Source organism: Blastococcus sp. HT6-30 (genome assembly GCF_039729015.1).
Taxonomy (GTDB): Bacteria; Actinomycetota; Actinomycetes; order Mycobacteriales; family Geodermatophilaceae; genus Blastococcus.
This window is the reverse complement of the sequence record NZ_CP155792.1, coordinates 560,512-573,837: the sequence shown is the minus strand read 5'-3', so window position 1 is coordinate 573,837 and position 13,326 is coordinate 560,512. Positions and strand designations below refer to the sequence as shown.

The window sequence follows — 13,326 nt, the reverse complement described above, 5'->3', positions numbered from 1 at the left end:
GGCCGGGCTCGACGGGGTCCACCGGGTCCAGCGGACCCGAAGGGGGGTGCGGAGCGCTCACGGGGCCAGCCGCTGCACGAGCCAGCTCCCACCCTCCGCGTCGTCGCGCACGAACCGCAACCGGTCGTGCAGCCGGTCGGCGCCACCCTGCCAGAACTCGACCCGCTCCGGAACCACCCGGTAGCCGCCCCACGCCGCCGGCCGGGGCAGCTTGCCCTCCGGCGTCTGCTCGTCGAGCAGCCGCACGCGCCGCTCGAGCTCCTGCCGGGAGTCGACGACGGTCGACTGCACCGAGGCGGCCGCCGCCAGCTGCGACCCGCGCGGCCGCGGGTCCCACAGCCCGTCGGAGGCCGCGTCGCCGATCCGCTCCACCCGCCCGGTCACCCGCACCTGGCGCTGCAGCGCGTGCCACGGGAAGACCAGCGCCGCCCGGGGGTTGACCGCCAGCTGCGCCCCCTTGGCCGACGCGTAGCTGGTGCCGAACACGATGCCGTCGGTGTCGTAGCCCTTCATCAGCACGATCCGGGCGTCCGGCGCTCCGGCTGCGTCGGCGGTCGCCACCACGACGGCGTTGGGCTCGGGGATCTGCGCGGCGACGGCGTCGGCGAACCAGCGGTCGAACTGCTCGACCCAGGTGGGGGCCAGCTCCTCCTCGCGCAGCCTGCCGAGCGTGTAGTCGTTCCGCATGCGGGTCAGGTCGGGCACGCCGTCATGCTGGCACCGCCGGGCGGCATCGGCGCGCGAGGGGAGGCACGCCGGGTGCGGCGCTCCGGCACCCGGCCGGGCCGCCCGGAGGTCACGGGAGCGCCCCCCGTGTGCCAGGACCGGGCCGACGGCTTTAGGGTCGTTGCGCAATCGTGCGCCAGCCCCCTGCGCGCACGTGGGTCCGCGCGCAGAGGAGCATGCGAGATGGCCGACGACTTCGTACCCGGCCTCGAAGGCGTCATCGCCTTCGAGACCGAGATCGCCGAACCCGACAAGGACGGCGGTTCGCTGCGCTACCGCGGCGTCGACATCGAGGACCTGGTCGGCAAGGTCACGTTCGGCAACGTCTGGGCCCTGCTGGTCGACGGCAAGTTCGGCCCGGGCCTGCCGCCGGCCGAGCCGTTCCCGATCCCGGTGCACAGCGGTGACGTGCGGGTCGACGTGCAGGCCGCGCTGGCCATGCTCGCGCCGTTCTGGGGCTACCGCCCGCTGCTCGACATCAGCGCCGACGAGGCCCGCGACCAGCTGGCCCGCGCCGCGGTCATGGCGCTGTCCTACGTCGCGCAGTCCGCCCGGGGCATCGGCGTCCCCGCCGTTCCGCAGAGCCGGATCGACGAGGCCTCCACCATCGTCGAGCGCTTCATGGTGCGCTGGCGCGGCGAGCCCGACCCCCGCCACGTCGCCGCCGTCGACGCCTACTGGACGTCGGCCGCCGAGCACGGCATGAACGCCTCGACGTTCACCGCCCGCGTCATCGCCTCCACCGGTGCCGACGTCGCCGCCGCCATGTCCGGCGCCATCGGCGCGATGTCCGGCCCGCTGCACGGCGGCGCCCCCTCCCGCGTGCTGCACATGCTCGACGAGGTCGAGAAGACCGGCGACGCCGAGAAGTACGTCAAGGACCTGCTCGACCGCAAGGAGCGGTTGATGGGCTTCGGCCACCGGGTGTACCGCGCCGAGGACCCCCGCGCCCGCGTGCTCCGCCGCTCGGCCCAGGAGCTGGGTGCGCCCCGCTTCGAGGCCGCCCTCGCCCTGGAGAACGCCGCCCTCAAGGAGCTGCGGGAGCGGCGTCCCGACCGGCCGGTCGAGACGAACGTGGAGTTCTGGGCGGCCATCGTCCTGGACTTCGCCGAGGTCCCCAGCCACATGTTCACCTCGATGTTCACCTGTGCCCGCACCGCCGGCTGGTGCGCGCACATCCTCGAGCAGAAGAACACCGGCCGCCTCGTGCGACCGTCGGCCCGCTACATCGGTCCCGACTCCCGCAAGCCCCAGGAGGTCGAGGGCTGGAACACCATCGACCCCGAGGCCGCCTCGATCTGAGCAGGCCTGCTCCCGACGACGACGGCCCGGCAGCACTCCGCGACCCGGGTCGTCCTCGGGGCCTGGCGCACCCCACGCACGTGAACCGGAAGGCTCCCCACGGATGAGCATCACCATCCCCGCCGAACTCCTGCCTGCCGACGGCCGGTTCGGGTGTGGGCCGTCCAAGGTGCGCCCCGAGGCACTGCGGGCGCTGGCCGGCGAGGGTGCGGCCGTCATGGGCACCTCGCACCGGCAGGCGCCGGTGAAGACCCTGGTCCGGCGGGTCCGCGAGGGGCTCACCGCGCTGTTCGACCTGCCCGACGGCTACGAGGTCGTGCTGGGCAACGGGGGCACCACCGCCTTCTGGGACGCCGCGCTCTTCGGCCTCATCCGCGACCGCGCCGCCTTCGGCACCTACGGGGAGTTCTCCGCCAAGTTCGCCTCCAGCGCGAACGAGGCCCCGTTCCTCGGTGACCCGGTGGTCGTGTCGGCCGCCCCCGGTTCGCTGGCCCTCCCCACCGCCACCGCGGGCGTGGACACCTACGGCTGGGCGCACAACGAGACCTCGACCGGCGTGATGGCGCCCATCGCCCGCCCGTCAGGCACCGAGGACGCGCTCGTGCTCGTCGACGCCACCAGCGGCGCCGGCGGCCTGCCCGTCGACGTCTCGCAGACCGACGTCTACTACTTCGCGCCGCAGAAGTCCTTCGCCGCCGACGGCGGCCTCTGGGTGGCCCTCATGTCGGCGGACGCGCTGCAGCGGATCGCCGAGATCAAGGCGTCGGGCCGCTGGATCCCCGGGTTCCTCGACCTGTCGATCGCCGTCGACAACTCCTCGAGGGACCAGACCTACAACACCCCGGCCGTCGCCACCCTCTTCCTCCTGGCCGACCAGATCGACTGGATGCTCTCCCTCGGCGGCCTCTCCGGCGCCGTCGGCCGCAGCCGGGAGTCCTCGAGCCGCCTCTACGGCTGGGCGGAGCGGTCGTCCTACGCGACGCCGTTCGTCGCCGACCCCGACCACCGCAGCTACGTGGTGGGCACGATCGACTTCGCCGACTCGGTGGACGCCGCCGCGCTGGCCACGACGCTGCGCGCGCACGGCGTGGTCGACGTCGAGCCGTACCGCAAGCTCGGCCGCAACCAGCTGCGCGTCGGCATGTTCCCCGCCGTCGACCCCGACGACGTGACGGCGCTGACCGCCTGCATCGATTACGTGGCTGAGCGTATCTGAACGGGGACGAGCAGGTGCCCCGGGCGCGAGATGGCGATGGAGTTCGGCAGGTCGGGTCCCGACGGGGCGACCTCTTCGCCGTCGGCGGTGAGGCTGGGCGGATCATGGCCGGCATCGACTGGGCGAGCACGTCCATCGGCCCCGTGGACTCCTGGCCGGCCAGCCTGTGGTTCGCCATCAGGACCGTCCTGGTGTCCCGCTTCCCCATGCTGCTGACCTGGGGACCGGACCAGCTGCAGTTCTACAACGACGCCTTCGCCCCGGTCATCGGCGAGAAGCACCCGGCCATCGGTGACCGCATCCGGGACACCCTCGCCGAGACATGGCACACGGTGGGCCCGCCCATCGAGCACGCCATGGCGACGATGGAGTCCTCATGGATCCCGAAGCTGCTGGTGCTGCTGACCCGCTCCGGCTACCGCGAGGAGACCTACTTCACGGTGTCCCACGCACCCGCCTTCGACGACGCCGGTCGGGTGGCCGGCATGCACGCCGTCTGCACCGAGGTGACCGGTGAGGTGCTGGCCGCCCGGCGCCAGCGGCTGCTGCACCACCTGTCGACGGTCGGCAACCGGCTCGGTGACGAGCGGGACACGGTGACGGCCATGTGCCGGGCACTGGAGGACGACGGCCTGGACGTGCCCTTCGCGGCCCTCTACCTGTCAGAGCCCGGGGAACCGGTGCTCCGCCGCGTGGCATCGATCGGCTGCGACAGCGCACTCCTCCCGGAGACCGCGGCGGGCGACGGAGAGCAGCTCCGCTCGGCTGTGCACGGGCTCCGCATCACCGGCGGCCCCTTCGGTGACCCGGTCTCCGAGGCCGTCGTCCTCCCGCTCACGGCTGCGGGCGAGCAGGAGCCGGTGGGCCTGCTCCTGGCCGGGAAGAGCCCGAACCGGGCACTCGACGCCGAGTACCGTTCGTTCTTCGAGCTCGTGGCCGGCCAGTTCGCCGGTGCCGTGGTGAACATCCGCGCGTTCGAGCGTGAGCGTGAGCGGGCCGAGTCGCTGGCTGAGCTGGACCGCGCCAAGACCACCTTCTTCGCCGACGTCAGCCACGAGCTGCGCACGCCGCTCACCCTGCTGCTCGGGCCGATCAACGACGTCCTGGACGACGCCGAGCCGCCGCTGACCGACGACGTCCGCGAGCAGCTCACCCTTGCCTTGCGCAACGGGCAGCGGCTCCAGCGGCTGGTCAACGACCTGCTGGACTTCGCCGGCATCGAGGCCGGACGGGCGACGCCGGTCCGGGTGGAGACCGATGTCGCCGCCTTCACCGCGGAGCTCGCCGGCATCTTCCGGTCGGCCGCGGAGCGGGCCGGCCTGCGGCTCACCGTGGACTGCCCACCCCTGGACCGGCCGGCCTTCGTCGACCCGCGGATGTGGGAGAAGATCGTCGTCAACCTGCTGGCCAACGCGGTGAAGTACACCTTCGTCGGCGGCATCGGCGTGACCCTGCGCGGCGCGGACGACGGTTTCGTGCTGACCGTCACCGACACCGGCGTGGGCATCGTCGCCGAGGAGCTGCCCCACCTGTTCGAGCGGTTCCACCGCGTCGGGGGGTCCGCCGCACGCACCCGGGAGGGCACCGGCATCGGCCTGGCCCTGGTGCAGGAGCTGGCCGCGCTGCACGGAGGCGCCGTCACGGTCACCAGCGAGCCGGGGCGGGGCAGCACGTTCACCGTGGCGTTCCCGTCCGGGCACCCCGACGCCGCGCCGGCCGGCCCGTCCGCGGTTCCGTCCGAGGCCGCTCGCGGCGAGGCGGCCAGCTGGGAGGAGGAGACCTCGCGGCCCGCCGGCACGGCTCCGGGCACGGCCGGCGGCGCCGACGTGCTCGTCGTCGACGACAACGCCGACATGCGCGCCTACCTGACCCGGCTGCTGGGCCCGCACTGGACGGTGCGCACGACGGCGAACGGCGAGGAGGCGCTCACCGCGGTCGCCGAGCGCGCGCCGGACCTGGTGCTGACCGACGTGATGATGCCGCGCATCGACGGCTTCGAGCTGCTGCGCGCCCTGCGGGCGGACCCGGCCACCCGGCACATCCCGGTGATCATGCTCACCGCCCGGGCCGGGCAGGACGCCTCGGTCGAGGGGCTGGAAGCCGGCGCCGACGACTACCTGGCCAAGCCGTTCCGCGCCGCCGAGCTCATCGCCCGGGTGCGCGTGGCGCTCGAGCGGGCCGCCGGGCGCGCTGTGGCCCCCGCCGGCTCACCGGAGCCGGCACCCGTCCGGGCCCCGGAGCCGGTGCCGCTGCCCGCACCGCCGGCCGCCACCCCGGTCGGCCGTCCGGATCCGTCGCCCGTGCCACCGGCCGCCACCTCCGCCGGCCCCCACCGGGCGCACTGGCGGCTGCCGTCGGAACCGGCGTCGATCCCGGTCGTGCGGCGCGGGCTGCGCGCGCTGCTGGACGAGGCCGGGGTCGACCCCGACCACGCCTACGACCTGCTCCTCGCCGCGTGCGAGGCGGCCAGCAACGCGATCGAGCACGCCCAGCACCCGATCGAGCCGTTCGTCGAGGTGTCCGCCGCCGTCAGCAGCGACCTCGTCGAGATCACGATCCGCGACTACGGGCAGTGGCGGGAACGGGTGCCCAGCATGGACCGCGGTCGCGGCTCGACGCTGATGAGCGCCTTCGGCGACGTCACCGCCGTGCCCAGCCCCTCCGGCACGACGGTGCGGATCCGGTCGGGGCTCTCCGCCGTCTGACCGACGGCCGGTCTCAGCGCAGCAGCCAGGTGTCCTTGGTCCCGTCGCCGGGGGCGCCCGGCAGGTCCGGCCCGTCCCCGGCGGCCACCCGGGTCAGGGCCAGGGGCAGCGCGGTGGTGGTGGCACCGGCCACGGAGAAGACCCGCAGGTCCACCGGCCGCGGCCGCAGCACCCCGTCGACCAGCGTCGGGGACGTCGAGGGCTCCAGTGGCTCGCGGGCCACGAACCGGTGCGGCGCCGCGGCGATCTCCTCGCGCAACGCGGCCAGCTCGGCCCCCGAGCAGGCCGGGCCGGAGACGACGTCCCGGCCGCCGTACCCGGCGACCGACTCCACCTCCAGCTCGTGCAGCCGGTCCCGGACGGCCGCCTCCGCGGCGGGGTCGGCGAGCACCCACGTCCGCGCCGAGTCCAGCAGCGGCTCCTCCCCCAGGTAGAAGCCGATCAGCGCCGGCACCCAGGCGTAAGCCGCCGCGTCGTCGGCCACCCCGTTCCCCGGCACGTTGGCGACCCCGAGCCGGCCGGCCCGGACGGCCTCGGTGAGGGCGAGGTCCAGCGGCAGGCCCGCTCCCGTGGGGTAGACGCCGAGCAGCGCGTCGTCGAACCGCCGGTAGAGGACGTCGACCGGCACCCGGCCGCCGTCCACGGCGGCCTCCAGCCCCCCGTCGCCGCGCGGCCACAGGTCACCGGCCCGCACCAGCGGCACTCCCAGCGCCTCCGCCAGCACCCGGTGCTCGAACCAGGCGCCGGCGCTCTCACCCTGGGTGAGCACGGCGATCCGCGGCGGGCGGGCCGTCGCCGGCGGCGCAGCGGCGGTCAGCGCCTCGGCCAGCAGCGCGACGGCATCGGCCGGTTCCCTCGGCTGCAGACCGGCGAACAGCTCCGGCACGGCCGCTCGCGCGCTCGCCCGGTCGGCCAGCGCGTATCCGATCCCCGACGGCACCCGCAGGTCGTCGCGCGCGACCACCCAGCGGTCGCCGCTGGTGCGCACCAGGTCGGCCGCCGCCACCGTTGCCCGGGCTTGGCCCGGCCAGGCACGGGCCACCGCCTCCGGGTCTCGGCCGGGTGCGTGCGCCACGGCCCACTCGGGCAGCACGCCGGCCCGCACCACTTCCGGGGCGCGGTCGCTGTCGCCCCGCCGCCGCCCGGCCGGGCGGTAGACGTCGGCGAGGAAGGCGTTGAGGGCCCGGTGCCGCTGGGCCACACCCGCCGCCAGCGCGGCCCACGTGGCGGCGTCGACCAGCCGGGGCACCGGGTCGGTGGGCACCGGGCGCACCTCCTGCCGGCCGTCCACCCAGGTCGAGACGGTGACGCCGTGCTCCTCGCGCCAGGCCGCCAGGTGCCGGCCGGCGGCGGTCAGCCCGTCGGTGCCGAGCTGCTCCAGGGTGGCGGTGGGCACGGCCCACCCGTCGCGCAGGCGACCGGCCGCATCGACGGCCTCGTCGGTGCGGGCGCTGGCGTATCCGGCGAAGAGCTCCCCGTTCACAGCCACCGATCGAACCAGGCGGCCAGGCGCCCGCCCAGTTCGACCAGGTGGTCGCGGCTCACGATGGCGTGCCCCTCGCCGGCGAGCAGCAGCACCGGCGAGGTCCGCCCATCCAGGGACCCCCACCGGGGGACGCGGTGCCCGCGGCCCTGCGCGCCACGCCGGGCCGCCTGCGCGCGGCGCCCGCCGGGCCCCGATAGCCTCGGGGACCGGGCCCCCTCTCGGGCCCGCCGCGCCGGTTGCAGGAGGTCGCCCATGCGCACGCTGCGCCTCGTGGCGCTCTCCGACGACGGGAAGAGTCTCATCCTCTCCGCGGAGGGCCCCGACTCCCCCGACAGCGGGGAGCGGTTCGAGCTCCCGATCGACGACCGCCTCCGTGCCGCCGCCCGCGGGGACGCCCGCCGGCTCACCCAGATCGACGTCGACCTGGGCACCGAGCTGCCGCCGCGGGTGATCCAGTCCCGCATCCGCTCCGGCGAGACGCCCGAGCAGGTCGCCGCCGCCACCGGCGCGCGGGTGGAGCGGATCATGCGCTTCGCCCACCCGGTGCTGCAGGAGCGCGAGCGCGTGGCCGGGCAGGCCCGCGAGGCCCGGGTCCGGCTCAGCGAGGGCGCTCCCGGCGCGGTCCTCCAGCAGTTCATGGTGGAGCGGCTGCGGCTGATCGACACCGACATCGACGCGGTGGAGTGGGACGCCTTCCGGGGCGACGAAGGCACCTGGGTGGTCACCGCCGCCTGGCGCGCCGGGGCGAAATCCGGCACCGCCCGGTGGAACTACGACCTGCCCTCCCGCACGGTCACCCCCGCCGACGCCGCGACGACCGACTTCGCCGAGGGCACCCGCTTGGTCCGGGTGGTTCCCGACGTGCCCTCCGGGGGGCCCGCACCGATCACCCGCAGCCGCCCGGTCGCGGTGGTCCGCGCCCCCGAGCCGGTTCCCCCCCCACCCGACCCCCTCCCACCGGCGGAGGGCGACGCGGTCGTGCGCGACGTCCACGCACCCGACGGCTCCCCCGAGGACGACGAGGCGATGGCCGCGCTCCTCGACGAGGTGGCCGAGCACGACACGGTGGTACTCGGCCGCGGCGGCGGTGCGGCCCCGGACGACGACGAAGACCCGCGCGCCCGCATCCCCGCGTGGGAGGACATCGTCTTCGGGGTCCGCCGCAACCGCTAGTGGCGAGAGTCGTCCGCCCGGTCACCACTGCGCCCGGCGTGTGCAGCGAGCTCGTCGTGGACGAGGATGGTCCCCGCCGACCTGACCGCGGGTACCGGCCGATCCGCCGGAGTGCACCGGGCTCGGGCCGACAGCCTCGTCCGAGTGGAAAACCGGCCTCCGCCGGGTAGTCGACCAGGCATGGGTGCTTCGGTGTCGATGCCGCTGGGCGGCGTGCAGGTCGGGTCCTACGACAGCTACGAGCGGGCGCAGGCGGCGGTCGACTACCTGTCGGACGAGAAGTTCGCCGTGGAGAACGTGACGATCATCGGCACGGACCTGCGCATGGTGGAGACGGTCACCGGCCGCATGACCATGGGGCGGGCGGTGGCCGCCGGTGCGGCCGGCGGCGCCTGGTGGGGTCTGTTCGTCGGCCTGCTGCTGGGCATCTTCACGCCCGACGGAGGCAGCTGGGTCGGCTCGGTCCTCACCGGCCTGCTCATCGGTCTGGCGTTCGGTGCGGCCTTCGGCGGAATGGGGTACGCCGCCACCCGCGGCCGACGCGACTTCACCAGCACGAGCAAGATCACCGCGAGCCGCTACGACGTGATGTGCCACCCGGCGCACGCCGAGGAGGCCCGCGCCTTGCTCGCCCGATTCTCGCTGCGCGGCTAGCGCAGCGCGGCGAAGGCGACCGCCGCCGCGGCGGCGACGCCCAGGGAGTCCACCCCCGTCCGCATCGGGATGCGGGCACGCACCCGCGCCGCCTGCTGCGCCTCCGGGGTGAGCCCCGGCCCCTCGGCGCCGAGCAGCACCGCGGTGCGCGGGTGCGCCCGCGGATCGACGTCGGCGAGGTCGACGGCGTCGGCGGCCGGGGTGAGCGCGACCGTCAGGTACCCGGCCTGGTGCAGCCGCTCGATCCCGGCCGGCCACCCGGGCAGCACGGCGAACGGGAGTGACAGCACGTGCCCCATCGAGACCCGCACCGACCTGCGGTACAGCGGGTCGGCGCAGCGCGGGTCCAGCAGCAGCCCGTCCACGCCGAGCGCCACCGCCGAGCGCGCGATCGAGCCGAGGTTCTCGGCGTCGTTGAGCGCCTCGAGGACGGCGAGCCGGCGCGGCGCCGCCGGCTCGGATCCGGCCAGCACGACGTCGAGGTCGTCGGCGGGCCGGCGGTCGGCGGAGGCGACCACGCCCCGGGTGAGCCGGAACCCGATGACCTCCGAGAGCACCCACTTGTCCGCCTCGTAGGCCGGGACGTCGTCGGGCAGGCCCAGCGCGGCCACCCGCCCGGGCACGCCGAAGACCGCCCGCACCCGGTACGGGGAGGCCAGCAGCCGCTGCACCGCCGGAACGCCCTCCACGATCACCGGCCCGGTGCCGCGCGGGGTGCCGGCCGGGCGGTCACCGGCCTTCAGGTCGCGGAAGTCGGCCACCCGCTCGTCGCGCGGATCGGTGATGACGACGGGAGCGGGCACGCCGCCGATTCTGCCCGCCGCTGACCGGCCGGCCCACCGCACCCACCCCCTGGGCCCGACGGGACCACGAGCCCCGTTGACGCCGCGCCGGCAACTCATCCAGCGTCGAGTTCATCACTGGATGAGTTCTGGGGGGCGCGTCATGGACGCCGTCACCGCCACCGACCTCGTCGTCGACCGGGGGCGCCGCCGCGTCTTCCCCGGTCTCTCCTTCACCGTCCCCCGGGGGCAGGTGACCGGGCTGCTCGGGCCGAGCGGCAGCGGGAAGACCACCCTGCTGCGCGCCGTGGTCGGCGTGCAGCGGGTGCGCTCGGGCACCGTCACCGTCCTGGGCGCACCGGCCGGCCCCCCTCCCCCCCTCGCTGCGCGCCCGCGTCGGGTACGTCACCCAGGCCCTGAGCGTCTACCCCGACCTCACCGTGCGGGAGAACGCCCGCTACTTCGCCGCGCTCCACGGGCGGGATGCGGCCGCAGCCGACACCGCCATCGCCGACGTGGGCCTGGCCGGTGCGGCGCGACAGCTGGTGGGCGACCTCTCCGGCGGCCAGCGCGGGCACGCGTCTCTGGCCTGCGCCCTGGTCGGCGATCCCGAGGTGCTGGTGCTCGACGAGCCGACCGTCGGGCTCGACCCCGTCCTGCGGGCCGAGTTGTGGGCCCGGTTCCACGCCCTGGCGGCGGGGGGCACGACCCTCATCGTGTCCAGCCACGTCATGGACGAGGCGGGCCGGTGCGACCGGCTGCTCCTGCTGCACGACGGGGAGCTGCTCGCCGACTCCACGCCCGCGCAGCTGCGGGCCGACGGCGGCTCCCAGGACCTCGAGGCGGCGTTCCTCGCCGTCGTCCGCGCCCGGACGGAGGTCGCGGCGTGACCGCCGCCCCGGGGAGTCCTCTTCCTGGCCGCGATCGAGGCACCGGCGAACCCGGCCGAGCTGCTGCCCGAGGTGCTCGCGGGGGGGGGGGGGGGGGGGGGGGGGGGGGCGCGACAACCTCGGCGAGAACCTCGTCCGGACGCTGCTGCGGGTCTGGGACGGCCCCATGCAGCCGGCGGCGCTGGCGCTCGTCCGGTCCGCCGTGGGCAACGAGTGGACGGCGAAGCTGCTGCGGGAGTTCCTCGTGTCGCAGGTGCTGCGCCGGGTCGTCGGCACGCTGGACCTGCCGCCGGCCGAACGCGAGGCGCGGGGGGCGCTGGTGGCCGGCCAGCTGATCGGGCTGGTCATGGCGCGGTACGTCCTGAAGGTGGAGCCGCTGGCCTCGTCCGCACCGGAGCCGCTGGTCGCGGGGATGGCTCCCACCGTCCAGCGCTACCTCACCGGAGAGCTCGACCTCCCCCGCTGACCGGCCTCACCGACGGGCGGTGCGCGCCAGCTGGCGGCTCTGCGCCACCAGCCGGCCGGTGGAGTCCCAGACCCGGTAGTCCTCGTCGGACCAGCCGTCGGCGATCTCGGTGGCCCGTGCCTCCACCAGGCACCAGCCCGGTGCCGGCAGCGCACGGACGAGGACCTGGAGCTGCACCGTCGGCGCCCAGCCCATCCGGCCGGTCGCGAAGCTGGTGGGCGGCAGGACGTCGGCGAAGGTCAGCAGCGCCAGCGGATCGGCGGGGCGGCCGTCGGCCAGCCGCACCCACGCCCGCAGCACGGGCTCCTCCGAGGGCTGCCCCATCGCCCACGTGGCGGTCGCCGGGTCCAGCCGGCTCTGCACGTGCGCGGTGAGGCCCGGCAGGTGCATCGGCACCGCGGCCAGGTGGGCGTTCGCGGCCATGTCGAGGCACTGCTCGGGGGCGGGCACCTGCGGCATGGGCGTCGAGTACTCGACCTCGCCGTCGCCCAGGGTGGCCGTGGTGGCCTGCACGGTGACGACCGGACCCTTGCTGTCGGAGAGGACGACCGTCGAGTGGGCCAGCGTGCGACCGGCCGGGCCGGGGGTCACGGCGAGGCCGGCCGGGCCCGCTGCGCCCGCGCGCAGGTAGCTCGCCGACATCGCGACCGGGTGCGCGTGCGGGCTCTCCAGCACCGCCGCCCGGCCGGCCACCGACAGCAGGTAGCCGCCGTTGAGGATGCCGCCGCCGACCTCCCACCCGGGGTGCAGGTCGGCGACCAGCGCGCCGCCCTCCCCCCGACGCACCGCGGTGGCGGCGTCGAAGTCGGAGAGGACCCGGTCATCGTTCTGCGGCACGCCGGACAGGGTGCCAGGGCCGCCGGCATGGACTACACCCACCTCGGCCGCAGCGGCCTCTCGGTCTCCCGGCTGTGCCTGGGCACCATGAACTTCGGCTGGAGGACCGAGGAGGGCGACTCCCACGCGACCATGGACCGGGCCCTCGCCGAGGGCGTGAACTTCTTCGACACCGCCAACGTCTACGGCGTCGACGCCGGCAAGGGCCGCACCGAGGAGGTGCTCGGCAGCTGGTTCGCCCGCGGCGAGGGGCGCAGGGAGAAGACTGTGCTGGCCACCAAGGTCTACGGCGGGATGTCGGACTGGCCCAACGACAGGTTCCTCTCCGCCCGCAACATCGTCCGAGCCTGCGAGGGGTCGCTGCGCCGGCAGGAGCGGATCGAGGCCCACCGCCCCGCCCTGGAGGCCTACGAGGCGCTCTCCGGGACCTGGGGCACGCCCCGGCCGACGTCGGCCTGGCCTGGCTGCTGCACCAGCCCGCGGTCACCGCGCCGATCGTCGGGCCGGGCCCCTGACGCGGGGCCGTAGCTCAGCTGCAGGGCCACGTGGCGAGCGCCTCGTACCGGGCGGTCGCGCCGAGGTGGCTCTCGACCAGCCGCACCTCGGTCACCGGCCACCCGGGCCCCCGGTAGCCGGCCAGCCGGTCGGTCAGGCTGCCGTCGGCGGGCCGGCCGGGCCGCCACCGGCCGAGGGTGAGGTGCGGCCGGAACGGGCGGTTCTCCACCGGCATGCCGAGACCCCGCGCGGCGTCGGCCAGCCGGCCGGCGAGCCCGACCAGCGGGGCGACGTCGCCCTCGACCCCGGCCCAGGCGACCTGCGGACGGCGCAGCGAGCCGAACCGCCCTGCCCCGGCCAGCCGCAGCGTCATCGGCGGGGTGGCGGCGATCGCCGGTCCGGCGGCGGAGACCAGGGCCGGCACCACGGCGTCCGGCACGCGATCCAGGAACAGCAGCGTGAGGTGCCACCGCTCGGAACGGCTCCAGCGGGGCGCACCGGGGGCGTCGCGCAGCGGGGCGAGCGCGCGGTCGAGGTGCCGTCGGGCCTCCCCGGGCGGGTCGACGGCGACGAACAGCCGGTGCGCGGGGCCGG

12 protein-coding genes and 2 pseudogenes are annotated in these 13,326 nt (G+C 75.6%); 9 read left to right on the top strand and 5 right to left on the bottom strand.

What is annotated here, in order from left to right; all coding sequences use genetic code 11:
* Positions 1-57: 57 nt before the first annotated feature.
* Positions 58-705 (bottom strand): pyridoxamine 5'-phosphate oxidase, encoded by a 648-nt coding sequence (gene pdxH, locus ABC795_RS02685; protein ID WP_347059329.1) that lies wholly within the window; start codon positions 703-705, stop codon positions 58-60.
* A 204-nt stretch (positions 706-909) separates the two neighbouring features.
* On the opposite strand from pdxH, the gene ABC795_RS02680 reads away from it, so the two are divergent.
* The 3 genes from ABC795_RS02680 to ABC795_RS02670 all read left to right on the top strand — a co-directional run bounded on the left by ABC795_RS02680 (position 910) and on the right by ABC795_RS02670 (position 5,949).
* On the top strand, positions 910-2,028 hold the full coding sequence (locus ABC795_RS02680) for a citrate synthase 2 (RefSeq protein ID WP_347059328.1): 1,119 nt from the start codon (positions 910-912) through the stop codon (positions 2,026-2,028).
* Positions 2,029-2,131: 103 nt separating this feature from the next.
* Positions 2,132-3,244 carry a phosphoserine transaminase gene (serC, locus tag ABC795_RS02675; RefSeq protein ID WP_347059327.1) on the top strand — a complete coding sequence of 371 codons (1,113 nt, stop codon included), beginning with the start codon at positions 2,132-2,134 and terminating at the stop codon, positions 3,242-3,244.
* A gap of 104 nt (positions 3,245-3,348) precedes the next feature.
* Entirely contained in the window at positions 3,349-5,949 is a 2,601-nt protein-coding gene (locus tag ABC795_RS02670; protein ID WP_347059326.1) for an ATP-binding protein, read from the top strand.
* 13 nt (positions 5,950-5,962) lie between these two features.
* Here the strand turns inward: ABC795_RS02670 and ABC795_RS02665 are convergent, their stop codons facing one another.
* Positions 5,963-7,432: a circularly permuted type 2 ATP-grasp protein gene (locus ABC795_RS02665; protein ID WP_347059325.1), complete on the bottom strand. Its 1,470-nt coding sequence runs from the start codon at positions 7,430-7,432 to the stop codon at positions 5,963-5,965.
* Between the two features lie 255 nt (positions 7,433-7,687).
* On the opposite strand from ABC795_RS02665, the gene sepH reads away from it, so the two are divergent.
* Both sepH and ABC795_RS02655 read left to right on the top strand, forming a co-directional pair.
* Positions 7,688-8,608: a septation protein SepH gene (gene sepH, locus ABC795_RS02660; RefSeq protein WP_347059324.1), complete on the top strand. Its 921-nt coding sequence runs from the start codon at positions 7,688-7,690 to the stop codon at positions 8,606-8,608.
* A gap of 180 nt (positions 8,609-8,788) precedes the next feature.
* Complete coding sequence (locus ABC795_RS02655) at positions 8,789-9,262, top strand: general stress protein (protein WP_347059322.1); 474 nt, start codon at positions 8,789-8,791, stop codon at positions 9,260-9,262.
* Here ABC795_RS02655 and ABC795_RS02650 read toward each other — a convergent pair.
* Positions 9,259-10,065: an RNA methyltransferase gene (locus ABC795_RS02650; RefSeq protein ID WP_347059321.1), complete on the bottom strand. Its 807-nt coding sequence runs from the start codon at positions 10,063-10,065 to the stop codon at positions 9,259-9,261. The genes ABC795_RS02655 and ABC795_RS02650 overlap by 4 nt on opposite strands.
* Between ABC795_RS02650 and ABC795_RS02645 the strand changes: the two are divergent.
* The 3 genes and pseudogenes from ABC795_RS02645 to ABC795_RS02635 form a co-directional block, all read left to right on the top strand.
* Positions 10,046-10,348: pseudogene (locus tag ABC795_RS02645) on the top strand (ATP-binding cassette domain-containing protein); the annotation flags it as partial. The gene ABC795_RS02650 and the pseudogene ABC795_RS02645 sit on opposite strands and share 20 nt — an antisense overlap.
* Positions 10,349-10,484: 136 nt before the next feature.
* Positions 10,485-10,934 (top strand): ATP-binding cassette domain-containing protein, encoded by a 450-nt coding sequence (locus tag ABC795_RS02640; protein WP_347059320.1) that lies wholly within the window; start codon positions 10,485-10,487, stop codon positions 10,932-10,934.
* 124 nt (positions 10,935-11,058) lie between these two features.
* Positions 11,059-11,400: pseudogene (locus ABC795_RS02635) on the top strand (hypothetical protein); the annotation flags it as partial.
* A 6-nt stretch (positions 11,401-11,406) separates the two neighbouring features.
* Here ABC795_RS02635 and ABC795_RS02630 read toward each other — a convergent pair.
* Entirely contained in the window at positions 11,407-12,237 is an 831-nt protein-coding gene (locus ABC795_RS02630; RefSeq protein ID WP_347059319.1) for a thioesterase family protein, read from the bottom strand.
* Between the two features lie 27 nt (positions 12,238-12,264).
* On the opposite strand from ABC795_RS02630, the gene ABC795_RS02625 reads away from it, so the two are divergent.
* Entirely contained in the window at positions 12,265-12,765 is a 501-nt protein-coding gene (locus ABC795_RS02625; protein WP_347059318.1) for an aldo/keto reductase, read from the top strand.
* 1 nt (position 12,766) lies between these two features.
* On the opposite strand, the gene thpR is transcribed toward ABC795_RS02625, so the two are convergent.
* Complete coding sequence (thpR, locus tag ABC795_RS02620; RefSeq protein WP_347060673.1) at positions 12,767-13,309, bottom strand: RNA 2',3'-cyclic phosphodiesterase; 543 nt, start codon at positions 13,307-13,309, stop codon at positions 12,767-12,769.
* Positions 13,310-13,326: the final 17 nt, after the last annotated feature.

Excerpts from the sequence above, each read along its gene's own strand:
- ABC795_RS02680 (WP_347059328.1), top strand. The coding sequence starts at position 910 with ATGGCCGACGACTTCGTACCCGGCCTCGAAGGCGTCATCGCCTTCGAG.
- serC (WP_347059327.1), top strand. The coding sequence starts at position 2,132 with ATGAGCATCACCATCCCCGCCGAACTCCTGCCTGCCGACGGCCGGTTC.
- ABC795_RS02670 (WP_347059326.1), top strand. The coding sequence starts at position 3,349 with ATGGCCGGCATCGACTGGGCGAGCACGTCCATCGGCCCCGTGGACTCC.
- sepH (WP_347059324.1), top strand. The coding sequence starts at position 7,688 with ATGCGCACGCTGCGCCTCGTGGCGCTCTCCGACGACGGGAAGAGTCTC.
- ABC795_RS02655 (WP_347059322.1), top strand. The coding sequence starts at position 8,789 with ATGGGTGCTTCGGTGTCGATGCCGCTGGGCGGCGTGCAGGTCGGGTCC.
- ABC795_RS02625 (WP_347059318.1), top strand. The coding sequence starts at position 12,265 with ATGGACTACACCCACCTCGGCCGCAGCGGCCTCTCGGTCTCCCGGCTG.